The 25,247-nt window shown below is 69.1% G+C and carries 24 protein-coding genes; 12 read left to right on the top strand and 12 right to left on the bottom strand.

The genetic code is table 11. The features are described 5' to 3' along the window. Positions 1-27: 27 nt before the first annotated feature. Positions 28-423: a PLDc N-terminal domain-containing protein gene (locus MRBLWH12_RS08400; protein ID WP_363548127.1), complete on the top strand. Its 396-nt coding sequence runs from the start codon at positions 28-30 to the stop codon at positions 421-423. On the opposite strand, the gene MRBLWH12_RS08395 is transcribed toward MRBLWH12_RS08400, so the two are convergent. Genes MRBLWH12_RS08395 through MRBLWH12_RS08385 form a run of 3 tightly spaced genes read right to left on the bottom strand, consistent with a single transcriptional unit; the run spans position 420 to position 2,620 of the window. After that, positions 420-1,388 carry an epimerase gene (locus MRBLWH12_RS08395; RefSeq protein ID WP_363548124.1) on the bottom strand — a complete coding sequence of 323 codons (969 nt, stop codon included), beginning with the start codon at positions 1,386-1,388 and terminating at the stop codon, positions 420-422. The genes MRBLWH12_RS08400 and MRBLWH12_RS08395 overlap by 4 nt on opposite strands. Beyond that, on the bottom strand, positions 1,385-2,002 hold the full coding sequence (locus MRBLWH12_RS08390) for a DUF4166 domain-containing protein (RefSeq protein ID WP_363548121.1): 618 nt from the start codon (positions 2,000-2,002) through the stop codon (positions 1,385-1,387). The genes MRBLWH12_RS08395 and MRBLWH12_RS08390 overlap by 4 nt, the downstream gene beginning before the upstream one ends. A 9-nt stretch (positions 2,003-2,011) precedes the next feature. Continuing rightward, the gene (locus MRBLWH12_RS08385; RefSeq protein WP_363548119.1) at positions 2,012-2,620 is read right to left on the bottom strand and encodes a TetR/AcrR family transcriptional regulator; all 609 of its coding nucleotides are present in this window, start codon (positions 2,618-2,620) and stop codon (positions 2,012-2,014) included. 119 nt (positions 2,621-2,739) lie between these two features. Between MRBLWH12_RS08385 and MRBLWH12_RS08380 the strand changes: the two genes are divergently transcribed. Both MRBLWH12_RS08380 and MRBLWH12_RS08375 read left to right on the top strand, forming a co-directional pair. Then, on the top strand, positions 2,740-3,546 hold the full coding sequence (locus tag MRBLWH12_RS08380) for a sugar phosphate isomerase/epimerase family protein (protein ID WP_363548116.1): 807 nt from the start codon (positions 2,740-2,742) through the stop codon (positions 3,544-3,546). Continuing rightward, entirely contained in the window at positions 3,546-4,652 is a 1,107-nt protein-coding gene (locus MRBLWH12_RS08375) for a Gfo/Idh/MocA family protein (protein WP_363548114.1), read from the top strand. The genes MRBLWH12_RS08380 and MRBLWH12_RS08375 overlap by 1 nt, the downstream gene beginning before the upstream one ends. Positions 4,653-4,690: 38 nt before the next feature. Here the strand turns inward: MRBLWH12_RS08375 and MRBLWH12_RS08370 are convergent, their stop codons facing one another. From MRBLWH12_RS08370 to MRBLWH12_RS08355, 4 genes are read right to left on the bottom strand one after another with little or no spacing between them, the layout of a single operon-like run. Continuing rightward, the gene (locus MRBLWH12_RS08370) at positions 4,691-5,167 is read right to left on the bottom strand and encodes a heme-degrading domain-containing protein (protein ID WP_341974032.1); all 477 of its coding nucleotides are present in this window, start codon (positions 5,165-5,167) and stop codon (positions 4,691-4,693) included. Then, positions 5,164-6,156, bottom strand: a complete 993-nt coding sequence (locus MRBLWH12_RS08365; protein ID WP_363548111.1) for an NYN domain-containing protein — start codon at positions 6,154-6,156, stop codon at positions 5,164-5,166. The genes MRBLWH12_RS08370 and MRBLWH12_RS08365 overlap by 4 nt, the downstream gene beginning before the upstream one ends. After that, positions 6,149-7,144: a Gfo/Idh/MocA family protein gene (locus MRBLWH12_RS08360; protein WP_363548108.1), complete on the bottom strand. Its 996-nt coding sequence runs from the start codon at positions 7,142-7,144 to the stop codon at positions 6,149-6,151. Before MRBLWH12_RS08360 ends, MRBLWH12_RS08365 begins: the two co-directional genes overlap by 8 nt. 37 nt (positions 7,145-7,181) lie before the next feature. Beyond that, positions 7,182-8,474, bottom strand: coding sequence for an O-acetylhomoserine aminocarboxypropyltransferase/cysteine synthase family protein (locus MRBLWH12_RS08355; protein ID WP_363548105.1), 1,293 nt, complete (start codon positions 8,472-8,474; stop codon positions 7,182-7,184). Between the two features lie 85 nt (positions 8,475-8,559). Between MRBLWH12_RS08355 and MRBLWH12_RS08350 the strand changes: the two genes are divergently transcribed. Further along, positions 8,560-9,027, top strand: a complete 468-nt coding sequence (locus tag MRBLWH12_RS08350; RefSeq protein ID WP_363548102.1) for a hypothetical protein — start codon at positions 8,560-8,562, stop codon at positions 9,025-9,027. Positions 9,028-9,030: 3 nt separating this feature from the next. Here MRBLWH12_RS08350 and MRBLWH12_RS08345 read toward each other — a convergent pair whose 3' ends face one another. Genes MRBLWH12_RS08345 through hrpA form a run of 3 tightly spaced genes read right to left on the bottom strand, consistent with a single transcriptional unit; the run spans position 9,031 to position 14,811 of the window. Continuing rightward, positions 9,031-9,858 (bottom strand): alpha/beta fold hydrolase, encoded by an 828-nt coding sequence (locus MRBLWH12_RS08345; RefSeq protein WP_363548099.1) that lies wholly within the window; start codon positions 9,856-9,858, stop codon positions 9,031-9,033. Then, entirely contained in the window at positions 9,855-10,799 is a 945-nt protein-coding gene (locus MRBLWH12_RS08340; protein ID WP_363548096.1) for a quinone oxidoreductase family protein, read from the bottom strand. The genes MRBLWH12_RS08345 and MRBLWH12_RS08340 overlap by 4 nt, the downstream gene beginning before the upstream one ends. A 22-nt stretch (positions 10,800-10,821) precedes the next feature. Beyond that, positions 10,822-14,811 carry an ATP-dependent RNA helicase HrpA gene (hrpA, locus tag MRBLWH12_RS08335; protein WP_363548093.1) on the bottom strand — a complete coding sequence of 1,330 codons (3,990 nt, stop codon included), beginning with the start codon at positions 14,809-14,811 and terminating at the stop codon, positions 10,822-10,824. Between the two features lie 51 nt (positions 14,812-14,862). Here hrpA and MRBLWH12_RS08330 point away from each other — a divergent pair, with 51 nt between their 5' ends. The 3 genes from MRBLWH12_RS08330 to MRBLWH12_RS08320 are packed head-to-tail and all read left to right on the top strand — an operon-like array spanning position 14,863 to position 18,726. Continuing rightward, complete coding sequence (locus tag MRBLWH12_RS08330) at positions 14,863-16,038, top strand: heparan-alpha-glucosaminide N-acetyltransferase domain-containing protein (RefSeq protein WP_363548090.1); 1,176 nt, start codon at positions 14,863-14,865, stop codon at positions 16,036-16,038. 10 nt (positions 16,039-16,048) lie between these two features. Then, positions 16,049-16,885 (top strand): aldo/keto reductase, encoded by an 837-nt coding sequence (locus MRBLWH12_RS08325; protein WP_363548087.1) that lies wholly within the window; start codon positions 16,049-16,051, stop codon positions 16,883-16,885. 38 nt (positions 16,886-16,923) lie between these two features. After that, positions 16,924-18,726: a thioredoxin domain-containing protein gene (locus MRBLWH12_RS08320; protein ID WP_363548084.1), complete on the top strand. Its 1,803-nt coding sequence runs from the start codon at positions 16,924-16,926 to the stop codon at positions 18,724-18,726. Between the two features lie 9 nt (positions 18,727-18,735). On the opposite strand, the gene MRBLWH12_RS08315 is transcribed toward MRBLWH12_RS08320, so the two are convergent. Further along, entirely contained in the window at positions 18,736-18,954 is a 219-nt protein-coding gene (locus MRBLWH12_RS08315) for a hypothetical protein (protein ID WP_363548081.1), read from the bottom strand. Positions 18,955-19,158: 204 nt separating this feature from the next. Here MRBLWH12_RS08315 and hisC point away from each other — a divergent pair, with 204 nt between their 5' ends. From hisC to MRBLWH12_RS08300, 3 genes are read left to right on the top strand one after another with little or no spacing between them, the layout of a single operon-like run. Continuing rightward, on the top strand, positions 19,159-20,283 hold the full coding sequence (gene hisC / locus MRBLWH12_RS08310; protein ID WP_363548078.1) for a histidinol-phosphate transaminase: 1,125 nt from the start codon (positions 19,159-19,161) through the stop codon (positions 20,281-20,283). Continuing rightward, positions 20,280-21,668 (top strand): amino acid permease, encoded by a 1,389-nt coding sequence (locus tag MRBLWH12_RS08305; RefSeq protein WP_341974054.1) that lies wholly within the window; start codon positions 20,280-20,282, stop codon positions 21,666-21,668. Before hisC ends, MRBLWH12_RS08305 begins: the two co-directional genes overlap by 4 nt. 9 nt (positions 21,669-21,677) lie before the next feature. Beyond that, positions 21,678-22,163, top strand: a complete 486-nt coding sequence (locus MRBLWH12_RS08300; protein WP_341974055.1) for an Lrp/AsnC family transcriptional regulator — start codon at positions 21,678-21,680, stop codon at positions 22,161-22,163. A gap of 7 nt (positions 22,164-22,170) precedes the next feature. Here the strand turns inward: MRBLWH12_RS08300 and MRBLWH12_RS08295 are convergent, their stop codons facing one another. Beyond that, positions 22,171-23,724 (bottom strand): dolichyl-phosphate-mannose--protein mannosyltransferase, encoded by a 1,554-nt coding sequence (locus MRBLWH12_RS08295; protein ID WP_363548073.1) that lies wholly within the window; start codon positions 23,722-23,724, stop codon positions 22,171-22,173. A gap of 35 nt (positions 23,725-23,759) precedes the next feature. Here MRBLWH12_RS08295 and rsmI point away from each other — a divergent pair, with 35 nt between their 5' ends. Both rsmI and MRBLWH12_RS08285 read left to right on the top strand, forming a co-directional pair. After that, complete coding sequence (gene rsmI, locus MRBLWH12_RS08290; protein WP_363548070.1) at positions 23,760-24,581, top strand: 16S rRNA (cytidine(1402)-2'-O)-methyltransferase; 822 nt, start codon at positions 23,760-23,762, stop codon at positions 24,579-24,581. Beyond that, positions 24,578-25,207 (top strand): class I SAM-dependent methyltransferase, encoded by a 630-nt coding sequence (locus tag MRBLWH12_RS08285; RefSeq protein ID WP_363548067.1) that lies wholly within the window; start codon positions 24,578-24,580, stop codon positions 25,205-25,207. Before rsmI ends, MRBLWH12_RS08285 begins: the two co-directional genes overlap by 4 nt. Positions 25,208-25,247: the final 40 nt, after the last annotated feature.

Below are 25,247 nucleotides of genomic sequence, written 5' to 3'. Positions count from 1 at the left end.
ACCCGAACTGTCGTCTACCCTGTAGCCATGCCGTTCCTGTTCTCGATGCTCGTCGTCGCGCTGATGATCGGCGCGCTGATCGACATCATCACCCGCGACGATTCGCAGGTGAAGTATCTGCCGAAGATGGTGTGGATCATCATCGTGATCCTGCTGCCGCTGATCGGGAGCATCCTCTGGTTCGCGATCGGACGGGAGTACGGCGAATCGGGAATCGCCATTCCGCGGATGCGCAGGGCCGCGCGCCCCGCACAGACGGAGGTGCGACCGACGCCTGCCGCCCCCGTCGACACGCGCACGACAGAGCAGCAGATCGCCGACCTCGACCGCGAGATCGAGGAGTGGCGCCTGCGCCAGGAGGTCGAGAAGAGAAAGCGCGAGGACGGCGGCTCTCCGGCCGGCACGGAGACCCAGCCGGGCTAGGCAGCGCCTTCGATTCCGAAGGACTCGCGGATCGCGGGCTCCAGCGTCGGGTAGCGGAACTCGAATCCCGCGTGGGTGAGCTTCTCCGGCAGCGCCCAACGGCTCTTCAGGATCAGCTCGGTCTCGGTGCGGATGCCGATGGCGCCGAGCTCCAGCATCCAGCGCGGCATCGGCGGTCCGAAGCTGATTCCGAGAACTCGGCGCACCGTCGCCATGAACTCGTTGTTGTTGACGGGATGCGGTGCAGCCGCGTTGACCGGGCCGTCGAGCGATGGCGTCTGTTCGAGGAAGTCGATGATGCGCGCCACATCTTCCACGTGCACCCAGCTGAAGCGCTGCGTTCCTCGGCGGGCGCCGGGGAAGTGGCCGGTACCGGCCACACGGCGTCGCCTGCTCACCGGCCATCTGCCGTCGTACTGCGCACCGCCGAGGCCGCGCCTTGCCAGGTTCTGCACCGGGCCGAGCACGCCGCCGTGGCCGAGTACGATCGTGCTCCGCAGTGCGACCCGGCGCGTGTGCGGCAGTGCGTCGGCGAACAGCGCGCGCTCCCAGGCCTTCGCGACCTCGACCGAGAATCCCGAGCCGATCTCGCCGGTCGACTCGGTCATCGGGCGGTCCTCCGCGTGACGGTAGATCGTCGCGGTGGAGGAATTCACCCAGAGTGGTGGCGGCGTCTCGGACGCGGCGATCGCCTGGCTGAGCGATGAGGTGGTGTCGAGTCGGGAGCGGAAGATCTCGGCCCGGTTATCGGGGGTGTAGCGGCAGTTGACGCTCTTGCCGGCGAGTCCGATCACCAGTGCCGCGCCGTCGACGGCGCTGTTGATCCCGGCCTGGTCGCCCCAGCGCAGATCGGCGCCGGTGCGGGAGATCGTGACGACCTCCCGACCCGCTGCGCGCAGGCGCGGGAGCAGGTACTGCCCCATGAACCCGGTCGATCCGCCGATCACCACTCTGCCTGCGCTCACGCGGTTGCCTCCTCGATCGAATAGGTGAAATCGCCGCTGTACTCGTACACCCGGCCGAGGACGGGGGCGGTGACGGTGAGCTCGACGATCTGACGTGCGAGAACGTCATCGAAGCACTCGGTGAGGCGAATGACGGGGGACAGCAATCGCGGCAGGCGGATCCGCAGTCGACGGAGCCGGATGCCGACCGCACGGCTGGTGAGGATGAGGGACCCGTCATGGACGTCGACGTCGAAGCACGCCGCGATCAGACCCGGTTCGCCGAGCTCATCGACGACGCGCCCGTGACGCGTGAGCGCGACGGCATCCCTCATCGTCCACGAACCGCGGGCGAGGTGGAACGCGCGCTCGCCGATCGCCCGGGAGGCGATGGTGCGATTCTCGACCCGGAACGGCACATCGTTCTCCCAGCAGGCGACGATGACGCCGCGCCGCTCCAGCGGGCGCAGGAACGGCCACAGCCATCGGCGTGGAGTGCCGATGCGGTGGAGCACGCCTTCTCCGACGCCGACGCTGCCGTCCGGGATCGCCTGGAAGTACGTGCGCAGCGCCGGGTGCAGCTCGTGGATGCGGTCGCCGAGCGCCCTGGCGTAGGGGGACTGCGAAGGCGGCACCCTTCGAGACTAGCTTTCCGGCGGACGCAGCAGCCGTTCGAGAAGCTCGAGGGCGTCCTGCTGCGGGACGGTGTCATCCAGGAGCCACTGCGTCTGCAGGCCGTCGGATGCAGCGACCACGAGTGCAGCCACGGCCGCCGGGTCGACGTCCGTGCGGATGCGCCCGGTGCGCTGCTGCGCGATGACCCGCTTGACGAGGTCGGCCCGCACTTCGGTGAAGCGCTCGGTGGCGAACTCGCGAGCGGCGGGGTGGCCCTCCTCCAACGCCGCGGCGACGAGGGACGAGTACAGCTGCACGAGACCGGGGACGGCGCGGTTCGCCTTCGCCGAGTGGATCATGATCTCGACGGGGGTCGGCGCGATCTTCGGCCGCGGGCCGGGGGAGGGGCGCTCGGAGGCTGCGCGGTACACGGCGACGAGGAGCTCCTCGAGAGAGCCGAAGTAGTGGGTGAGGGCGGCGTGCGTGACGCCGACCTCCTTGGCGATCGATCGGAGGCTGGTGCGATCCGCACCGCGGGCCGCGAACACCTCGATGGCACGGTCGAGGATCTCCTGCCGTCGGGCGACACCCTTGGCGTAGGTGCCGCGCGGACGCGGCGATTCGGAGTCGTCGGACATGGGTGAAGCCTAGCCGAAGGAAAACCTCCAGCCGGAGGTATTTGTGATAGCGTGCCTCGTATCGCGGGCGCACACATGCGCTTCCACGCGTCGCCGACGACACAGAAGGAGCCCCACCGATGACGGTTCAGACATCCATCCAGTTGTTCACGATCAGGGATCACCTGGAATCCGACCTCGAGGGCGCCCTCGCCGAGATCGCGAAGCGCGGCTTCACCACGGTCGAGCCCTACGACTTCGTGCGCCGGGCCGAGCCGCTCGCGGCAGCCCTCGCGACGGCGGGCCTCACCGCCCCGAGCGGCCACGCATTCCTCGCTTCCCCGTCGTTCGTCAACCCGGACGGCACCGGGACCGACAATGCAGTGCCGACTCCCGCTGTGGTGTTCGCGGCAGCGCAGGTCCTGGGGATGACCACGGTCATCGAGCCCTACGTCGAGCCTGCACGCTGGACGTCCGTCGAGCAGATCGAAGAGACTGCTCGCCTGCTCAATGAGGCCGCTGAGATCGGCGCACCGCTCGGCATCCGCGTCGGCTACCACAACCACGCTCACGAGCTCGAAGCCGTGTTCGACGGAGTGACCGGGCTCGAGGTGCTGGCCGGTTTCCTCGACGAGCGCGTCGTTCTCGAAGTCGACCTGTACTGGGTGGCGCGTTCCGGCCAGGACCCGGTGGCGCTGGTGCAGCGCCTCGGCAACCGCGTCATCGCGGTGCACGCGAAGGACGGCACGCTCGCCCCTGAGGCGGTCCAGGCGTACCCGCCCGCCGATCAGGTTGCCGCCGGTGACGGCGTCGTTCCGCTCGTCGAGGCGATCAAGGCCGCGCCCGCGCTCGAGCTCGCGATCGTCGAGTTCGACCACTACGAGGGAGACCTGTTCGACGCCGTCGAGCGCAGCCGCGTCTACCTCGAAGAGAAGGTGGCCGGCTGATGGCGTCGAGCAACGGACCCGTCGGCGTCGGCATCATCGGCGCGGGCAACATCAGTGACCAGTACCTGAGCAACCTCACCACGTTCCCGGACGTGCGCGTACTCGCCGTCGCGGACGTCGTCGAAGAGCGCGCACGAGCACAGGCCGAGAAGTACGGCGTGCCCCGTGCCGGCGGCGTCGACGTGGTGCTCGGCGATCCCGAGATCGAGATCGTCGTGAACCTGACCATTCCGGCGACCCACGTCGAGGTATCCCTCGCGATCCTGGCGGCCGGCAAGCACGTGTGGACCGAGAAGCCGATCGGCGTGAGCCGCGAGGAGTCGCGTCGACTGCTGGAGGCGGCGGATGCTGCCGGCCTCCGCGTAGGAGTGGCGCCGGATACCGTGCTCGGACCCGGCGTGCAGACCGCGAAGCGTGTGATCGCCCGTGGAGACATCGGTCGGCCGCTGTTCGCCCAGACCACGTTCCAGTGGGGCGGCCCTGAGGTCTTCCACCCGAACCCGGCGTTCCTGTACGCGAAGGGCGCTGGACCGCTGCTCGACATGGGGCCGTACTACGTCTCCACGCTCGTGCACGTCTTCGGCCCGGTCGCGACGGTCGCGGCTCTCGGCCTGCAGGGAACTCCGACCCGCCGCGTGCAGGTCGGCGATCTCGCCGGCCAGGAGTTCCCCGTCGAGATCCCGTCGACGCTGAGCGTGCTGATGGGCTTCGAAGGCGGCGGTCAGGGGCAGAGCATGTACAGCACCGACTCTCCGCTGGCGCGACAGGGCATCGTCGAGATCACCGGCACCGAGGGGACGCTGGTCATTCCCGATCCGAACATGTTCGGCGGCGCGATCTCGATCATCCGCGGCGATCAGGTGGTCGTCGATGTCGCACAGGAGGGTGTGCTGTCCGGTCGTGGCGTCGGCCTGCTCGACATGGTGCGCTCGATCGCCGCCGATCGTCCTCACGTCGCGACGGGAGAGTTCGGCTACCACGTGCTCGACACGCTGCTCTCGATCGAGGAAGCAGCGGAATCCCGTAGCTTCGTGGCCGTCGAGAGCACGCTCGGCGAGGTGGGCGCGATCGCCGCCGACTTCGACCCGTTCGCCGCAACGCTCTGATCGAACGAGTACACGGCGCCTCGGAGTCTGGGTCTGCCTCAGGCTCCGAGGTGCTGCTCGATCGCCTCGACGACGAGCGCGTGGTCGTCGGCCTGGGGCAGCCCTGACACCGTGATGCTGCCGACGACGCCGACACCGCCGACCGTCGCCGGGAATGAGCCGCCGTGCGCGGCGTACTTCATGCCGTCGTTCCACGGGTGCTCGCTGAAGTCCGTGCCGTCCCGCTGATGCGTCAGACCGACCAGGTACGAACTCTGCCCGAACCGCTGCACGACGTTCGCCTTGCGCGCTGCCCACATGTCGTTGTCCGCGGACGTGCCGGGCAACGCGGCGTGGAAGAGCACCTGCTCGCCGCGCACGATACGGATGGTGATCGGCAGGCGGCGTTCGCGGCCCAGGTCGACCAAACGCGTGCCGATGGCCCAGGCATCCTCGAACGCGAAGCCCGGGAGTACGAGGCGTGCCTCCTGCGCGCGGATGTCGGCGATCAGCGCGTCGAGCTTCTCCGCCGTCATGCGGTCGTCGCCTCGTGCAGGCGCACGAGACGTTCGTGCCCGGTCTCCTCGAGCTCGGCGATCGCATCACGTGACTTGAGGAAGTCGGAGAACGAGCGATACCCGAGAGCCTTCTCGCTGAACGATGGATCCATCCGGCGCATGTGTGTCTTCACCGCCGAGCTGTGCAGCCACTCATCGGCGCCCGCCTTGTCGTGCCCGAGGCGCAGCGCGCGCTCGAGCAGCTGGGTCGCCTCCTCCTGCTCGGTCATCGGGGCGGATTCGATCTCCGCCTCCACGACCTCCGCCGGCTTCGCGGCCTTCTTGGTGCGTGTCCGGGTACCCGATTTCGCCTTCGGTGGCGCTTCTGTCGTCACCTCGGCGACCGCATCCGGCACGACCTCGGCGACCGCCTGCTGCACGATGGCGGGAGCCTTCGCCGGACGCACCACACCGGGCAGCGAGTCGTAGGATTCGAACTCATCGCACGCCGCAGCAAGCGACTTCGCGGTGGAGCCGGCGACGCCCACGCCGATGACGTAGCGTCCGAGTCGCTTGCAGCGCTGTGCGAGCGGCACGTAGTCGCTGTCTCCGGCGACGATCACCACGTGGGTGAGGTCGGGAAGGCGGAACATGTCCTCGACGGCATCCACGGCCAGACGGATGTCCGCGCCGTTCTTGGCGTACGCGGCCGCGGGGAAGAGCTGCACGAGGTCGACGGCGCGCGCCACGAGCTGTGAACGGTAAACGGCGTTCACCGGCGACGACCAGTCGGCGTAGGCGCGGGTGAGCACCAGCGTGCCGAAGGACGCGGCATAGTCGATGATCGCGCCGACCTCGATCATCGCGCGGCTCAGCCGCTCGGTGACCTCGGGATCATTCGGCTGCTCGGTGATCCGCTGGCGATCCTTGCCGTAGGCGTTGCGGCCGTGCACACGGTCGTACCAGGAGATGACGATGTTGTCGAAGTCGAGGTAGACCGCGACACGTGCGTCGGGCGTCTCAGCCACGGTCGGCACCTTCGCTCGGGTAGCGCACCCCGATCTGCGCGCGGATCTCGTCGAGGGTGCCCATGATGGCCACGCTCTCCGCGATCGGCAGGATGTCTCCCTCGAGGATTCCGTCGCGCACCAGCCGCTCGGCGGCGAGCGCCTGGAACTGCATGCCGCGTCCCTCGATCTCGGAGGAGTACTCCTCGTGCACCGTGCCGTCCGGTCCGACCGCCCGGAACGTGGTGGGGGAGTACCAGACCCGGTCGATCTCGATCCGTGCCTCGGTTCCGATGACGGTCGCGGCGTTCGATCCGGCGGCTCGCGATGACGAGAGGCTGGTGGAGACCGCGCCGCCCTCGTGGGTCATCACCGTGGCGACCTCGGCGTCGGCGCCGGTCTCGATCAGGCGACCGACGCTGTGGATGCTGGTGGGGGCGCCGAGGATGTCCCAGATGAACGAGATCGGGTAGATGCCGAGGTCGAGCAGCGCGCCGCCGCCCAGTTCCAGGGCATTCAGGCGATGCGCGGGGTCGGAAGGGAGCAGCTGCGTGTGGTCGGCGGTCACGGCGCGGATCTCGCCCAGCGTTCCGGCGGCGATGATCTCGCGGATGCGGATCATGTGCGGCAGGTAGCGCGTCCACATGGCCTCCATGACCAGCAGCCCACGCTCGGCTCCCAGACGCTGCAGGTCTTCGGCCTCGGCCCGGTTCAGCGTGAACGCCTTCTCGACGAGCACGTGCTTGCCGTTCTCGAGCGCGAGACGCGCGTTCTCGTGGTGCATCGGATGCGGGGTGGAGACGTAGATGATGTCGACGTCCGGGTCGGTGACGAGCGCTTCATACGAGGGATGCGCGTGCGCGATGTCGAAGCGGGCGGCGAACGCGTCTGCCGACTCCTGCGACCGGGATCCGACCGCCACGAGATCGATTCCTGCCGTCCGCAGATCGGATGCGAAGGAACCGGCGATGCCGCCGGTTGCGAGGATTCCCCAACGAAGACCAGTCATGGTCTCAGCGTACGGGGTGCGGGTGGCGTGCCGGCACTCAGGCCAGGGCCAGCGCCTGATCCAGGTCGGCGATGATGTCGGCGGGGTCCTCGAGCCCGGCCGACAGTCGGATGGTGTTGAGCGAGATGCCGGCGGCGGCACGCTGCTCGGCGTTCAGATGCGAATGCGTCATCGAGGCGGGGTGCGCGACCATGCTGCGCGCGTCGCCGATGTTCGCGATCAGGCGCACCACCGTGAGGCTGTCGACGACGCGTGCGACGCGCTCGTGCGTGCTGTCGTCCTCCGGCCCGGCGAGTTCGAAGGAGAACACGGAGGGCACGCCGCGCGGCAGGTAGCGCAGCGCCAGGTCGTGCCAGGGGTTGTCCTCGAGCCCGGGGTGGTTCACCTTCTCCACGGCCGGGTGCTGCTGCAGGTGCTTCGCGACGGCCAGCGCCGTCGCGCTCTGCCTGGACACCCGCAGGTCGAGCGTCTCGATGCCCAGCAGGATCTGCCAGGCGTTGAAGGGCGAGAGCGAGGGGCCGAGGTCGTGCACGTACTTCGACTTCACCAGGGGTGCGAACGATTGGCCGATGCCGAACCGCTCCCACAGCACCAGCTCGCCGAATCGCTTGTACGGGGCGGTGAACTGCGGCCAGCGATCAGGGTCCGCACCGAAGTCGAAGGTGCCCTGGTCGACGACGACGCCGCCGAGCGAGGTGCCGTGACCGGAGAGGAACTTCGTCGCCGAATGCACCACGAAGTCGGCACCGTGCTCGCCGGGTCGCACGAGGAAGGGTGTGCCGACGGTGTTGTCGATGACGAGGGGGACGCCAGCCTCGTGCGCGATGTCGGCGACGAGTCGGATGTCGAGCACCTGCGCCACCGGGTTCGCGACCGATTCGGCGAACAGGGCGCGCGTCTGCGGGGTGATCGCAGCGCGCCAGGCCGCCGGGTCGTCCTGGTCGACGAATGTCGTGCGGATGCCGAAGTCCTCGAAAGTGTCCTGCAGCAGGTCGACCGTGCCGCCGTAGAGCTGGTTCGCGGCCACGATGTGCCCGTTCCGGCCGACGAGCGCCAGCAGCGTCACCGCGACGGCGGCCTGGCCGGAGGCCACGGCCACGGCGGACGCGCCGCCTTCGAGAGCCGCGACCCGCTCTTCGAGCACCTGCTGGGTCGGACTCGCGTTGCGGCTGTACAGGTTGCCGGTCTTGCGCAGCGCGAACAGATCGGCGGCATCGGCGAGCGAGGCGAACTGGAACGCGGCCGTCTGATAGATCGGCGGGATCGCGCTGTTCTGAGGGGTCCCCGGAACATAGCCTGCCTGGATCTGCTGGGTCGCGAACTCGCTCATCCGTCCATCATCCGGGGAGCGCCGATCCGGCACGGGGATATGTCGAACTGTTGCGACGTGAGATTCGGGAGAGGAGCATGGTGGAATGGGCGGCGTCATCGAGTTCGAACTGGTGCGGACAGTCGACGCGCAGATCGGCGAGGTGTTCGAGCGGCTCGCAGAGATCGACGGCTACAGGGACTGGATGCCGAAGCGCGGGAGCCTCTTGCGGCATACGAAGCAGACGTCGCCGGGTCCCGTCGGAGTCGGGACGACCTACGTCGACCAGATGTCCGTCGGGACTTCGCCTGGAGAGGTCATCGAGTTCGACAGCCCCACGACGCTGGTATTCCACTGGTGGGACGCATCATCCGGCGGGAAGGTCAAAGTGGAGGGCTGGCCGGGATACCGGCTCGAGGCTTCCGGGCCGCGCACGACCATCGTGCACCACCACGCGAGGATGGCCGCCTACGGAATCCATCGCCTCATGACGCCTCTGTATCGCCGGATGGCGCTGCGCGAACGCACCGTTGTCATCGAGGCGCTGCAGCGGTCCTTCGCGCGTCCGGCCTGACCTCTACGGGAGTTCACGCTGTGACACCGCAGCGACGAACCGTGCGATCGCCGTCAGTGTCTCTGGGTGCTCCTCCAGATGCGGAAGGTGCGCGACGTCGCGGAGCTCGACCAATTCGGCATCGGGCAGGGAGGTGGCGATGTGATGGGCATTCCGCCGCACGTGCGCCAGGTCGAGGTCGCCGATCAGCACGAGCGCGGGCACCGTGATCTCGGCGAGGCGGGGCCAGGCCTCGCCGATCGAGGCCTCCGCGCCGGGGTCGGCGGCGGCGAGAGCGCGGCCGTTCATATCCAGGAAGAGTGCACGGGCCCCGGGCGCGGCACGATCGGCGTGCCCGGGGCCGTCGAGCCACACTTCGGCCTCGAGACGGTTGACCTCGTCGAGGTCGCCGCTGGCGTCGGCGGCGTCGATGCGGCGGTCCAGCTCCGCGACGATGGGTTCGAGTTCGGCTGCGGGCGCGCCGCCGATCGCCGGGGCGATCAGGACGAGGGCGCGGACGCGGTCCGGGTGCGCAAGGGCGAGGTTGATCGCCGCGCGGCCGCCCATCGAGCAGCCGATGACGATCGCCCTGTCGACGGCCAGGGCGTCGAGCACGGCGACGGCGTCGGAAACGGGCGACCAGCCGTCCTCCGCGTCGTATTCCGTCTCGCCGTAGCCTCGAGTGTCGTAGCGGATGCTGTGCACCGCGGTGCCGAGGCGGTACACCAGGGGCGCCCAGGACCGTCGATCCGTCACACCGGCGTGGATCATCAGTACGGGCGCGCCGGAAGCAGATCCGCTGTGCTCGACCGCGAGCCGAGCCCGGCCGGAGGCGACGTTCTCGCGCGTCACGGGATCAGGATGATCTTGCCGGCAGTTGCGCCCGATTCCACGAGTTCGTGCGCGCGTGCAGCCTCGGCGAGGGGGAGCTCCGGCCCGAGCTCGATCGTGAAGTCGCCGCTGGCGAGCAGCTCGATCGTCTTCGGCAGCGCCTCTGCGCGCCAGGCGAGTTCCTCCTCGGTGAGCGGGATCGGAGAGCCGCCTTGGAAGCCGCGGATGCCGAACCCCGCGGCGTCCGCCCCGCGGACGATCGTGGCGATACGGTCGCGGTCGGACACGAGTTCCAGCGAAGCCTCGATGGCCTCGTCGCTTCCGGCGCAGTCAAGTGCGACGGTGATGCCGCCGGGGGCCGCCTCTCGCACCCGCTCGAGCAGGCCGGGGCTGTAGGAGACGGGGATCGCGCCGAGTTCGCGCAGCTGATCGTGTCGCGCGGGACTCGCTGTTGCGATGACGGTGGCGCCCCAGGCCACGGCGAACTGCACTGCTGCCTGGCCGACCGCGCCGGAACCGGCGTGCACGAGCAGTGCGTCTCCGGCGCCCACTCCGAGTGAGCGGAGCGCCTGGTACGCCGTGCCGGCCGGGATGCCGATGCCGGCGCCTTCGGCGGTGGTCACCGAGTCGGGGAGCACCGCGAGGTTCCGCACCGGCACGACCAGCGACGATGCGTACGTGCCGACGGTGTCGCGGATCGCCACGCGGTCGCCGAGAGCGAAGCCTTCGACGTCGTCGCCCAGCGCTTCGATCACGCCGGCGCCGTCGTAGCCGACCGGCCGAGGTTCGGTGATCGGCTTGGATGCACGCTTGCCGCTGCGCAACTTCGCGTCGATCGGGTTCACCCCTGCCGCTTCGATCCGCACGACGACCTCGCCGGAGGTCGCGAGCGGATCGGGGGTCTCGATGAGGTGCAGGACGTCGGGGGAACCGATTTCGGTGTAGACGATCGCGCGGGTCATACGATCAGGCTACCCGTCGGATTCAGCGCCCGGACAACGCCTTCATGATGCGCTGCGGGGATACCGGCTGGGCCGTGCCGAGCCGCTGCGCGAAGAGGCTCACCCGGTACTCCTCCAGCAGCCAGCGCGTCTCCAGGAGCGCAGGCGACGCCGTGGCGGGGAGGGGGATCGTGCCGCCCGCATCCGCGTACGCCGTGGACATCCGCTCATACTCGGTCATCCGCGTGCGGTCCTTGCCAGGGGCCTCTGCGAGGGTCTTCAGCCGGTCCAGCATCCCCTCGAGATACCGCGGATAGTTCGCAAGGCGTGCGATGCCGGTTGCGGAGATGAAACCGGGATGCAGCAGACCCGTCAACTGCGTGCGGACGTCGTTCAGCGGGCCGAGCAGGGCGAGTGAGTTCTGCGACTTGATGCCGCGCTCGACCTCGCGGGACTTCGTCAGGATGCGCGCGACCAGCGAGACGCAGGCGAAGAGCTCGTCGACGATCACTTCGGACACGGCGTTGCGCACCCGGGAGAACTCGGCCTCGGTCCGGAGCAGGCCTCCCGGAGCTGTCCGCTCGATGATCCCGCGCACCACGGCAGCTCTCGAGTCCTCGATTAAGGCCGCGGCAGACGAGTACGGCGACGCAGCGAGCGCCAGCTTCTCGTGGCTGGTCAGGTGCTGCTGCACGTACGACGACGGCGAGGGCACCGCGAGGAGGATGAGGCGCAGAACGCCGTCGCGGGTGGCCGCGGTCGCGGCATCCGCCGTCGCCTCGACACGCACGGCGACGCTCTTGCCCTGATCGATGATGGCCGGGTAGCCGCGCACGACCCCGCCGGCGACTCTCGTGTCGAGTACGTCGGGCAGATCGCCGAAGGTCCAGGAAGTGAGGCCCTCGCGCTCGATCGAGCCGCGGTGCGACGCCGCAGCGACGGAGGCCGCGGCATCGGCAGACCCTTCCCGTGTGCGGACGGGGGCGGCGATCGAGCGGGCCACGCTGCTTCTCGCTCGGTCCGAGAGCTGGTCCTGCAGGGCGCGCAGGTCACGCCCGGAGCCGGCGACCCGGCCCCGCTCGTCGACTGCACGGAAGTTCATCCGCAGGTGCGCCGGCACGCGTTCCTCATCGAAGTCCGCCGCCGAGACCAGCTGATTGGCCAGCGGCTGGATCATCCGGGCCAGCGCTTCCTTCAGCGATCGCCCCTGCGATCCCGTGTGCGCCTCCGGCCCCTCCTCGGCGAGAGCGGCTCCGAACTTCTCGGCCCAGTCCGCAGCGGGCACGACGTGCCGGCGGATCGCCTTCGGAAGGGCGCGCAGCAGCGCCGTGACGAGTTCGGCGCGGAGGCCGGGGACCTGCCAGTCGAAGCCGCGATCCTCGATCTGCGCCAGCAGCGCCAGCGGGATGACCACGCTCACGCCGTCGTCGGGGGCGCCCGGTTCGAATCGATAGGCGAGGCCGAGCACCTGGTCGCCCTGGGTCCAGCGCGTCGGGAACTCGTTCTGATCCGCGCGGCCGTCATCGTCGAGCAGATCGGCCTCGCGCATGACCAGCAGCTTCGGGGTCGATTGCAGAGCTTCGCGCCACCACGCCTCGAAGGAGCGCACGTCGAACGCCTCGGCGGGGATCCGCTCGTCGTAGAAGCGGTAGACGGCTTCATCGCCGGCCAGGATGTCACGGCGGCGCTCACGCTCTTCGAGTTTCTCGAGGCGTTTGCGCAGTTCGGCGTTGCTGCGCCAGAACGCCGAGACACGCTTGTCGATGCGGCTCGGATCCCACTCGCCCTCGACGAGCGCATGCCGGAGGAAGAACTCTCGGGACGCCGGCCGGTCGATCCGCGCGAACTGCACACGGCGCCGGGGAATGATCTCCACCCCGAAGAGCGTCACCTTCTCGAAGGCGACCGCGGCGCCGGCGTCCTTCGACCAGTGCGGCTCGGTGATCTGCCGCTTCGCCAGGTCGCCGGCGAGAGGCTCTGCCCATGCCGGGTCGATCGCGGCCGCAGTCCGCGCGAAGGTGCGCGACGTCTCCACGATCTCCGCCGCCATCACCGCACGCGGACTCTTCTTGCGAAGCGCCGAGCCGGGGAAGATCGAGAAGCGGATGCCGCGGGCGCCCCGATACTCGGCGACGCGGCGACCCTTCTCTTTACCGGGGGAGTGCGCTTTCGCGGCCGGAGCGTTGCGCTCGTCGAGCAGCCCGATCTGGGAGAGGAGCCCGGCGAGCAGCGCGCGATGCACGGCATCCGGATCCGCGGTGCCCGCGGAATCGGGCGCCTTCACGAGCGTGCGCAGCTGTCGGTGCACGTCGAACCATTCCCGCACCCGCACGTAGTTCAGGTGCTCGGCTCTGCAGAGGCGGCGGAAGGCGCTGGAGCCGAGTTCGTTCTGCTGCTCACGGAGGTGATTCCACAGGTTCAGCATCGTGAGGAAGTCGCTCGTCGGGTCCGCGAACCGGGCGTGCAGGCGGTCGGCCTCCTCGCGGCGTTCTTCCGGTCGCTCCCGGACGTCCTGGATCGAGAGGCCGGCGACGATCGGGAGCACAGATGCGGTGACGCCATGATGAGCCGATTCGACGAGCATGCGCGCGAACCGCGGGTCGATCGGCATGCGCGAGATGTCGCGCCCGACGCGGGTGAGTCGCGGTGCCTCAGAGCCTCGCGCAGCAGCGACCGCGCCGAGCTCGGTGAGGAGCTCGAAGGCCGCCTTCACTCCGCGGGAATCCGGCGGGGTGAGGAAGGGGAAGGCGGTGATGTCGCCGAAGCCCAGCGCCAGCATCTGCAGGATCACCGAGGCGAGCGATGTGCGCAGGATCTCGGGTTCGGTGAACTCCGGCCGCTTGTCGTAGTCCTCGTCGCTGTACAGGCGGATCGCGATGCCGTCGCTGGTGCGGCCGGCGCGGCCGGCGCGCTGGTTCGCCGAGGCCTGGGAGATCGGTTCGATCGGCAGCTGCTGCACCTTGGAGCGGTTGCTGTAGCGCGAGATGCGAGCGGTGCCGGTGTCGATGACGTAACGGATTCCGGGAACGGTGAGGCTCGTCTCCGCGACGTTGGTGGCCAGGATCACTCGACGGCGAACGCCGGCCACGCGGCTGCGCTCGAAGACCCGATGCTGTTCCGCGGCGGACAGCCGGCCGTAGAGGGGGAGCACTTCGGTGGGCGATCGGTCCTTCGCGTAGGCGCCGCGCACGGCATCGGCCGCATCCCGGATCTCCGCCTCGCCGGGGAGGAAGACCAGCACATCGCCGGGTTCCTCGCGATCGAGTTCGCGGAGCGCTGTGACGATGGCGGAGACCTCATCGGCCGGATCGTCACCGGGACGTTCATGACTCCTCGACTTCGTGCCGGATCGACCCGATCCGGCACCCTTTGCCCCCGCGGACGGAGATTCTTGAGGAGTCGTGGGCGAGTCCTCCGATTCGTCGATCTGCGGACGGTACCGGATCTCGACCGGATAGGTGCGCCCGGAGACCTCGATGATCGGCGCGGGATTGCCCGCAGCGTCGGCGAAGTGCTTGGCGAAGCTCTCCGGATCGATCGTCGCCGAGGTGATGATCACCTTCAGATCGCGGCGCTCGGGCAGGATGCGGACGAGGTAGCCGAGCAGGAAGTCGACGTTGAGCGAGCGCTCGTGCGCCTCGTCGATGATGATCGTGTCGTAGCGGGTGAGCAGCCGGTCGCGGTGGATCTCGTTCAGCAGGATGCCGTCGGTCATCAGGGCGACGCGCGTGGCCTCCGACACCTTGTCCGTGAAGCGCACCTTGTAGCCGACGAGCGTGCCGAGCTCGACGTGCAGCTCCTCGGCGACGCGCTCGGCGATCGTGCGGGCGGCGAGGCGGCGCGGCTGGGTGTGCGCGATGCGCTCCCGCCCGAGCTCGAGGCAGATCTTCGGCAGCTGCGTGGTCTTTCCCGAACCGGTCGCACCGGCGACGATCACGACCTGATGGTCGCGGATGGCGTCGGCGATCTCCTCCCTGGCGGCGCTGACGGGCAGCTCCGGGGGATAGGAGATCACAAGGGGGGACGCAGACATAGCTCTCTATCGTATGACGCCCTTGGCACGCGGCATCCCTATGATCGATCCGTGACGACCGGCGCAGCATCACTCGCGAGCATCCCGCCCTGGCTGAACGTGTCGACGTGGTGGCGCACGTTCGGGCGTCCCCCGCGGATCATGGGCCTCGACATCGCACGTGCGATCGCGATCATCGGCATGATCGGTGCGCACCTGGGGCAGACCGCCGAGACGATCGAGCTCTCCGATCCCTCCACCTGGTCGGCGATCGTGCACGGCAACCCCTCACTGCTGTTCGCCCTTCTCGCGGGCTTCTCGATCTCGTTGATGACACGCCGCGGTGCGATCGCGCCGGCTGACGTCCCGGCGATGCGCCTGCGGATGCTCGGTCGCGGTGCCACGATCTTCGTGATCGGGCTGTTCCTTGAGCTGCTGAACACCCCGATCGCGGTGATCCTCACGCTGTACGGCGTGCTCTATGTCGCGATCATCCCGCTGCTGCGCTGGCGCACTTCGCGGCTGATCCTGACAGCCGCGCTGCTCGGGCTCTGCGGGCCGCCGCTGCTGGCGTTGCTGACGACCCTCTCGGCCGGCGCAAACGGCGGAGGCATATCCCTGGTCCTGTTCGGCAGCTATCCGATCACGGTGTGGCTGTGCTTCGGTGTCACAGGAATGGTGCTCGGGCGCTTGCGCCTGGACCGGACGCGCACAGCCGTGTGGTTCGTCGTCGTCGGTGTCGTGCTCCTCACGATCGGCTACGGCCTCGGAGACACCGGAACTTCGGCCGATCCCGGCCTGGCATGGGTCGAATCCCCACGGGCGTGGGCGGGCTGGCTGCAGTTGTTGGGGAGCGCGGAGCCGTTCGAGCGGATGCTCGATGCCGTGCTGGCCGCCGCCCCGCACTCGGGCGGTGTGATGGAGATCCTCGGCGCAGGAGGCCTCGGCGTCGCCGTGATCGGAGTGTGCATTCTGCTCAGTGCTCCGCTGCGCTGGGTGCTGCTGCCCTTCGCCGCACTCGGCTCCATGCCGCTCAGCGCATACAGCGCCCACGTGGTGTCCTATGTGCTGATGGCGGGGCCCGGCGGATTCATCTCGTCGAACGAGACCTGGGTCTGGTCGGTGGTCGTGCTGCTGATCGCGACCACCGCGTGGTCGATCTTCTCCGGACGAGGTCCGCTGGAGCGCCTGACTGCGCGAGTGGCCGATGCGGCGGCATCCGTGCCACCCGGTGCGCAGCGCCCATAGGCTGGATCGCATGACGATTCCCACACTCGAACTCAACGACGGCAACTCCATCCCGCAGCTCGGTTACGGCGTCTTCAAAGTTCCGGCGGATGAGACCGAACGGGCCGTGAGCGATGCGCTCGAGATCGGCTACCGCCACATCGACACGGCCGCGATCTACGGCAACGAAGAAGGCGTCGGCGCCGCGATCGCGAAGAGCGGCATCCCTCGTGACGAGCTCTTCATCACGACGAAGCTCTGGAACGACCGTCATGACGGCGATGTACCGAACGCGGCGATCGCCGAGAGCCTGGAGAAGCTCGGCCTCGAGCAGGTCGACCTGTACCTCGTGCACTGGCCGACCCCCGCGAAGGACAACTTCGTTCATGCCTTCGCGAAGATCGTCGAGCTCCGCGAAGCGGGCCTCACCCGCAGCGTCGGCGTGTCCAACTTCCTCGTCGAGCACCTCGAGCGCGTCGTCGACGAGACCGGCGTCGTGCCGGCCGTGAACCAGATCGAACTGCATCCGGCGTACCAGCAGCGTGACGTCGTCGCATGGGGCGCCGAGCGTGGCATCCGCACCGAGGCCTGGGGGCCGCTCGGCCAGGGCAAGTACGACCTGTTCGGAGCGCCGGCCGTCGCCGATGCCGCGGTCGCCCACGGCGTCACGCCGGCACAGGCCGTGCTGCGCTGGCACCTGCAGAAGGACATCATCGTGTTCCCGAAGTCGGTGCGCGCCGAACGACTGAGGGAGAACCTCGACGTCTTCGGCTTCGCACTGACCGATGCCGAGGTCGCCGCGATCGACGCGCTCGACCCGCTGGACGGCTCCGGCCGGGTCGGCTCGCACCCGAACGACGTGAACTGAGGCATCCGCGCCGGAGGCTGCGGGCGTAGCGTGAAGGCATGACCAATCGGCTCGCCGACACGCTCAGCCCGTACCTCCGCGCGCACGCCGAGAACCCGGTGGACTGGTTCCCGTGGGGATCGGAGGCGTTCGCCGAGGCTCGGCGACGCGACGTGCCGCTGCTCGTCTCGATCGGTTACTCCACTTGCCACTGGTGCCATGTGATGGCACGCGAGTCCTTCGCCGATCCGGTGATCGCGGCCGTGATGAACGAGGGCTTCGTCTCGGTGAAGGTCGATCGGGAGGAGCATCCGGACGTCGACGGCGCCTTCATGGCCGCTGCATCCGCGTTCACCCAGAACCTGGGCTGGCCCCTCACCGTGTTCGCGACGCCGCAGGGGCAGGTGTTCTACGCCGGAACGTACTGGCCGCCGGTGGCGCGCGAGCCCATGCCGGCGTTCCGCGACGTGCTCGCGGCGGTGCAGGACGCATGGACGACCCGAAGGGACAAGGTGGAAGAGTCGGCCGGTGCCGTCGCGGATGCGCTCGCGCGGGCCGCCGCGACGACGCCATCCGAGCTGCCGACCCCGGCCGCGATCGTCGACGCCGCCGAGTCCATCGCCGCGCGCGAGGATCCCCGGTTCGGCGGGTACGGCGGCGCGCCGAAGTTCCCGGTCGCGACGACGCTGCGGTTCCTGCAGAACGCGCTGGTGCGACGGGATGCTCCGGATGCCGCGGCATCCGCCCAGCGCGCGCTGGCCGCGATGGTCTCGTCCGAGCTGCGCGATACCGTCGACGGCGGCTTCTTCCGCTATGCCACGCAGCAGGACTGGACGGTACCGCACTACGAGCGGATGCTCACCGACAACGCCCAGCTGCTGGATGTCGCGCTCGCCGCCGGCGATGCCGTGACGGCGCGCGGCATCGCCGGCTTCCTGCTGACCGTGCTGCAGCGCGAGGGCGGCGGTTTCGGTGCGGCGCAGGATTCGGAGTCGTGGATCGAGGGGGAGCGAAGCGAGGGCGGCTACTACGCGCGGAGCGCGACTGAGCGCGCCGCACTCGAGCCGCCGGCGGTCGACGGCAAGGTGATCACCGGCTGGAACGGTCTGGCGATCGGGGCGCTCGCCCGTGCCGGCGCCGCCCTGGGCGAAGACTCCTGGATCGTGGCTGCCATCGCAGCGGCCGACGCGGTGCAGTGGTTGAACCGCGGCGCGAACGGCGAGCTCGTGCGCGCATCCCTCGACGGTGTCGCATCCGCTGCGGTGGCCGCCCCGGCCGATCTCGGCCTTCTCGCCGACGGCCTGTTCGCGCTCGCCGTCGCGACCGGCGACGCGGCCTGGGCGGTGACGGGGCGCGACATCCTCGATCGAGCATTCGACGGCATCGCACCGGATCCGGTGCTGTCGGCGCACGGAATGGCGTTGTCGCCGGATCAGAGCGACGGAGACCTGCCGTCCGGATCCGCGGCGATCGCCGCGGCGGCGCTGACCGCCTGGCGGCTCGGGGCGGGCGAGGAGTACCGCGCAGCCGCGGAGGCCGCTGTGCGCGAGCTCTCTGTGCGAGCGCTGGCGCAACCGTTCGCGTACGGGTCCCTGCTGCGGGTCGCGTCCGAGCTCGCCGAACCGCCTCGGCAGGTGGTCGTCGTCACCGCCGCGCGCGGCAGCGCACTCGCCGATGCGGCGCGCGCCGCCGATGCCGACGTGGTCGCCGTGGTGACTCCCGCACAGGCGGAGGCCTTCGCCGATGCCGGGTTCGAGCTGTTCGCCGGCAAGGCCGAGGTCCCGGAGCGCGCATTCGACTGTCGTGCGTTCGTGTGCCGGTTGCCGGTGTCGGACCCGTCGGAGTTGGCGATGGAGCGCTGAGCGCGGATCTCAGCCGGCGTTGCGCGGATGCTGACGAGCGGTGCGCTCGTTGCCGCGGCGGTAGTTCCCCGTCACGCGAGCCATCAGCAGCTGGGAGTCTCCCCGCTCGACCTGAGCGAGGAAGTCGGCCGCGCTGGCGCCGCGCAGGGTGGTCGCGGTGGTGCCGTGATGCCGGATCACGACGTCATCGCCGCGCACGGTGAACGTGAATCCACTGGCGGTGCCCATGGGGTGATCCTAACGACGAGTCACGGTCTCCGATGCCAGCGGTGAGCAGAATGCCTATTGGTTTTGCCCAAAGCGCGCTTCGATTGCGCGGCATGCGCAGTAACTGCTGAACCGATTGCCCAGTCAGCGGCATTCGGTCTAGTCTGGCGCGACAGCCGGCGGGTTCTGCGATCCGCCACGAATCACAGCAAGGATGCTCTGACGATGACACTCCCCGTCCGCGCCGGCCTCGATGCCGTCCCCGCGTATCGCCAAGGCCGTTCCGCGCCGGTCGGCGCGTCGAAACTCTCCTCAAACGAGTCCCCGCACCCGCCGCTTCCCTCCGTGATCGACGCGGTGCAGGAGCGGCTCGGCACGATCCAGCGCTACCCCGACATGAGCGCGGCAGAGCTCCGGTCCCGTCTCGCCGCACGCTACGCGGTCGATCCGGCACAGGTGACCGTCGGAGCGGGCTCCGTCGAGCTCGCCGCTCAGCTCATCCACGCGACGGCGGGAGAGGGCGATGAGGTCATGTTCGCCTGGCGCTCCTTCGAGGCCTACCCGGCGCTCGTGCGCATCGCGGGTGCGACGCCCGTCGCCGTGCCGCTGGATGCGGATCACGGCCACGACCTCGACGCGATGCGTGCGGCGATCACGCCGCGCACACGGCTCATCTTCATCTGCAATCCGAACAACCCCACCGGTACCGTCGTCTCAGCCGAGGCGCTGGAGCAGTTCGTCGCCGCGGTGCCGCGCGACGTCCTCGTGGTGATCGACGAGGCGTACGTGCACTTCGACCGCACCGCGTACTCCGACGAGGGCAGCCAGGGTGCGGGTATCGATCTCCTCCGCCGCTTCCCGCACGTCGCCGTACTGCACACGTTCTCCAAGGCGTACGGCCTCGCCGGACTCCGTGTCGGCTACGCCATCGCGCCGGTCGAGATCGCGGAGAATCAGCGCAAGGTCGCGATCCCGTTCGGGGTCAGCGACCTCGCCCAAGCGGCCGCCATCGCCTCGCTGGATGCCGAAGACGAACTCGCCCTCCGGATCGACGAGGTCGTCGTCCAGCGCGAACGGCTGTGCGCGCTGCTGGAGGATGCCGGATGGGCTCCCGTCGCATCGCAGGCGAACTTCGTCTGGGTGCCTGCCGGCACCCGCTCCGAAGAACTCGAGACGCTGCTCCGCGAGGGCGGCGTCATCACCCGGGCGTTCCCGGGCGAAGGCGTGCGCATCTCGTCGGGGTCGGCGGATGACATCGATCGTGTCGAAGCCGCGCTCGCCGCCTCCGCCCGCACCACTCGCACTCCACACCGATCAGATCAGCGCATGAACGAGGAAGTCCACGCATGACCGAAGTAACGACGATGACAACGACCACGAAGGGCCTGCACCCCGGCCTCACCCGGCGCCAGATCTCGATGATGGGGCTTGGAGGTGCGATCGGCGCCGGCCTCTTCGTCGGGTCCGGTCAGGCCATCGGCGTCGCGGGACCCGCCGTGCTGATCTCGTTCCTCGTCGCCGGCGCCATCGTCGTGCTGGTGATGGCGATGCTCGCCGAGATGGTCGCAGCCAGGCCGAGCTCGGGGGCTTTCAGCTCCTATGCCCAGAAGGCGATGGGACGCAGTGCCGGCAGCGCCGTCGGTTGGCTGTACTGGATCCAGCTCGTCGTCGTGATCGCGGCCGAGGCGACCGGTGCCGCCGGCATCGTCGCCGGCTGGGTGCCAGGAGTGCCCGCCTGGGTATGGGTGCTCGTCTTCGTCGTCGCGCTCACCACGGTGAATCTCTTCGGCGTGCGCAACTACGGTCGCTTCGAGTTCTGGTTCGCGGCGATCAAGGTCGCCGCGATCATTCTGTTCCTCATCGTCGGGGTGTGCGCGATCATCGGTCTCGTCCCCGGCGTTCCGGCGACCGGTATCGGCAATCTCACCGCACACGGCGGCTTCGCCCCGAACGGCATCGCCGGCATCGCCGCCGCGCTCCTCATCGTCATGTTCGCGTTCGGCGGGACGGAGGTCGTCGCCATCGCCGCCGCGGAGTCGGATGACCCCGCACGCAACATCCGACGCATCGTCCGCGAGGTGATGGTGCGCATCATCGTCTTCTACTTCGGCTCGATCTTCGTCATCGTCGCCGTGCTGCCCTGGAACGACCCCGCGGTCCTCGACGGACCGTTCTCGGCCGTGCTCGCCACGATCCGGGTGCCCGGCGTCGACCTGGTCATGTCGCTCATCGTCGTGATCGCGCTGCTGTCCGCCATGAACGCGAACATCTATGGCGCCTCGCGGATGGCGTTCTCGCTGGGTGAGCGCGGTCTGGCGCCGCGAGCGATCACCCGCACCAGTGACAAGGGAGTCCCGTACGTCGCGGTTCTCGCATCCGTCGCGTTCGGCTTCGTCACGGTCGGACTGAACTGGGCCTTCCCAGACGTGGTGCTGCCGGCTCTGCTCAACGTCGTCGGTTCGACGCTGCTCGTGATCTGGACGGCGACGGCGATCGCACAGATCATCCTGCGGCGGCGGGCGGATCGCGCCGGCGAGTCGATGCCGATGCGCATGTGGGGCTTCCCGTGGCTGTCGTGGCTGTGCCTCGCGCTGCTCGCCGGGGTCATCGCCCTCGTCATGATCGATCCGGCTGCACGCACCCAGCTGCTGCTCACGCTCGCGCTGATGGCCGTGCTGCTGCTCGCCGCGCGCCTGACCCGCGGCGTCTCGCGCCCGGGTGTCCCGAGGGAGTAGGAGCAAGCCATGCGCATCGATCGGCTGGATGCTGATCTCATCCGGATGCTGACCGAGTCGCCGCAGCTTCCGGTCCTGGAGTGCGCGCGGCGACTGGGTGTCGCCAGGGGAACCGTGACCAGCCGCCTCGCCCGTCTGCAGGAGGGCGGAGTGATCGAGGCCATCGTGCCGCGGCTGGACCCGAGCGGCTTCGGGTACGGCCTGGTCGCGTTCTGCCTCGTCGAGATCGATCAGAAGGTCGGCCACGACGACGTCGCCGTCGCGCTGGCGGATGCCGTTCCCGAGATCGTCGACATGTACACCGTGACCGGTGCCAGCGACATGCAGCTGCGGCTCGTCGCCCGCGACGCGGTGCAGCTGCAGGACGTCCTCGACCGGGTCGCCGTCGTCCCCGGGGTGGCGCGCACCGCGTCATCCATCGCGATGCGCACGCACCTTTCGGGGCGGATACTGCCGCTCGTCGCTCATGTGGCACATGAGGCGGAACAGCGATGACCTGGCGTCAGATCCAGCCCGGCATCCAGTTGTGCACGAGCCAGAACTCGTACGGGACGTTCATTCCGGTCCAGACCGGGTAGAAGAACGCCGACACCAGCACGGTGACGACAAGGAAGACCAGCACCCAGCTCTCGCCGGATCGACGGCGGTACAGCGGATCCTCGCGTTCTCCCGCGATCACCCGCAGCGTCAGCGCGAGAGCGAGCACGAGGAACGGCATCATCGTCACCGTGTAGAACTGGAAGATCGTCCGCTCCGGGATCAGCAGCCACGGCACATAGGTGACCGCGAGGCCGACCAGCGGCAACGTCAGACCCGGGCCCACCGGAGCACGCCTGATCAGGCCGCGTACGAAGCGGTAGAGGAGGTAGACGGATGCGGCGACACCCCCGAACCAGATGAGCGGGTTCGGGATCGTCGAGATCACGGCGATGCAGTGATCCACGCCGCAGGCGCCTTCCTCGCCGCCGACCCACACTGCCGTCGGACGCAGCAGCAGCGGCCACTGCCAGGCCGGGCTCTCGTACTGATGACCGGTGGACAACCCGACGTGGAAGCCGAGGATCGACTGGTGGTAGTTCCAGAGGGCGACGAACGGATTCGGATCGCTCTGCCTGTCGTAGCCGCCGGCGGTCACCAGCCAGCCGGTCCAGCTGATCAGATACACCGCGAGCGCCGGGAACACGACCAGAAGGAACGACACCGGACCCTGCTTGAAGGCGGCGGCCGTCGGCCAGAACACCACACCCGCGCGGCGGCGAGCGAGGGCGTCTGTAACCACGACGTACAGGCCGAGACCGGCGAGGGCGTACAGGCCCGACCATTTCACGGCCGATGCCGCGCCCAGGGCGACTCCGGCAGCGATCAGCCACGGCCGGCGCCACAGCACCGGACCCCAGAACGGGTCAGGATCGTCGGGATCGCGCCGCTCCAGGAGAGGGATCGTCCACCTTCGATCGAGCAGTACGAACAGCGCACCGAGCACGATGAAGAATGTCAGCGACCCGTCGAGCAGAGCGACCCGGCTCATCACGATGCTGAGGCCGTCGATCGCCAGCAGCGTCCCGGCCACGGTGGCGACGACGAGCGAGCCGGACAGCTCACGCGCGATCAGGTAGACCAGCAGCACGGTGCCGGTCCCGAGCAGCGCCGTCGTCAGACGCCACCCCTCGCTGACGCCGGGGCCGCCGATCGCCATGCCCAGCGCGATGATCCACTTGCCCAGAGGCGGGTGCACGACGAAGGAGCCGGCCGCCTCGAGGGGGAGGTCCTTGCCGGTCGGGAACGCTTCGTTCGCGCCGTCTCCCCAGGTGCCCTCGTAGCCGAGGGTCCACAACGACCAGGCGTCTTTCACGTAGTAGGTCTCGTCGAACGCGAGGACATGCGGATGGCCGACATTGGTGACGCGCAGCACGAGCGCGAGCATCGTCACCGCGAGCGGCGCGAACCAGCGCAGCATCCGCCCCCAGTCGGGGTCGAAGAGGATGCGGTCGCGAAGTCCGCCGTATCGAGTCAACCGCTCCTGATGGGGAGGCAGGAGGGACGGGGGTGCGGTCACGGCTACAGCCTAGACAACGGACATAGGCTGAGCGAGTGATCATTCTCGCTGCCACCCCGATCGGCAACCTCGGCGACGCCTCGCGCCGCCTGATCGAGGTTCTCGAGAACGCCGAGATCGTCGCCGCCGAAGACACCCGCACCACCCAGCGCCTCCTGAAGGCGCTGAAGATCGAGAACCGGCCACGGCTGATCGCTCTGCACGACCACAACGAGAAGCAGAAGGCGGCGGAGCTGGCGACGCTCGCCGTCGAGACGGACATCGTCGTGCTGAGTGATGCCGGAATGCCCGCGATCAGTGACCCGGGTTACGGGCTGGTCGCCGAGGCCGTCGCCCAGGGCGTCACGGTCACCGCCATTCCCGGGCCCAGCGCCGTGCTCATGGCGCTCGCCATCTCCGGCCTGCCCACCGACCGGTTCACCTTCGAGGGTTTCCTGCCGCGCAAACCGGGGGAGCGGCGCTCGATCCTGCGCGCGCTCGCCGCCGAGCCGCGCACGATGCTCTTCTTCGAATCGCCCGCTCGCCTCGCCGGCGCGCTCGCCGATATGGGTGCCGCCTTCGGTGACACGCGCCGGATCGCCGTCTGCCGCGAGCTCACCAAGCTCTACGAAGAGGTCAGGCGAGGTACGGCGTCCGAGCTCGTGGAGTGGGCCTCGGCCGGAGTCAAGGGCGAGATCGTGGTCGTCGTCGAGGGCGCTCCGCACCGTGATGCGTCGCCGGACGATGCGCTCGCCCAGGTGCAGACGCTGGTGGCCTCCGGCATTCGCCTGAAGGATGCGGCCGCCGAGGTCGCCGGCCTCACCGGCCTGTCCTCCCGCGATCTGTATCAGGCGGCGCTCGCCGCCCGGACCCGATGAGCGACCTGCACACCTCTGCGGATTCCGGGATCGCCGCTGCCTATGACGCCCGTGCCGCCGAGTACATCGATCTCGCCGGCACCGTCGAGCAGATGGCGCCGGCCGATCGCGCGCTGATCACGCGCTGGCGGGATGCGACGCCGGGCACTCTGCTGGATGCCGGGTGCGGGCCGGGGCACTGGACCGCACTCCTGCACGACGGCGACCGCGAGGTCGTCGGGGTCGATCTCTCCGCGGAGTTCCTCGTTTCGGCGAGGGCGGCGTTCCCGCACCTGCGGTTCCTGGACGGAACATTCCGCGACCTCCCGTTCCCGGACGGCTCGATCGGCGGCATCCTCGCCTGGTACTCCCTGATCCACACGCCGCCCGCCGACATCCCCGTCGTGCTTGCCGAGTTCGCGCGGGTCCTCGCGTCGGACGGGAGCATCCTCCTCGGCTTCTTCGACGGGGTGACGGGCACGGCGTTCCCCCATGCCGTCACCACTGCCTACTTCTGGTCGGTCGATGCCCTTGCCGAGGTCCTCGCGGAGGCAGGATTCGAGATCGTGGAGCAGGAGCACCGGGATCGCGGGCCCGACGAGCCGAGCCGACGCCCGCACGGTGCCGTACTCGCCCGTCGTGTCTGACGCGGGTTCCGGCGGTTCGTGGATGCCTGCCGGGTAGCCT

The sequence above is a fragment of the Microbacterium sp. LWH12-1.2 genome (assembly GCF_040675825.1).
Taxonomy (GTDB): domain Bacteria; phylum Actinomycetota; class Actinomycetes; order Actinomycetales; family Microbacteriaceae; genus Microbacterium.
This window is presented reverse-complemented; position numbering and strand designations above follow the sequence as displayed.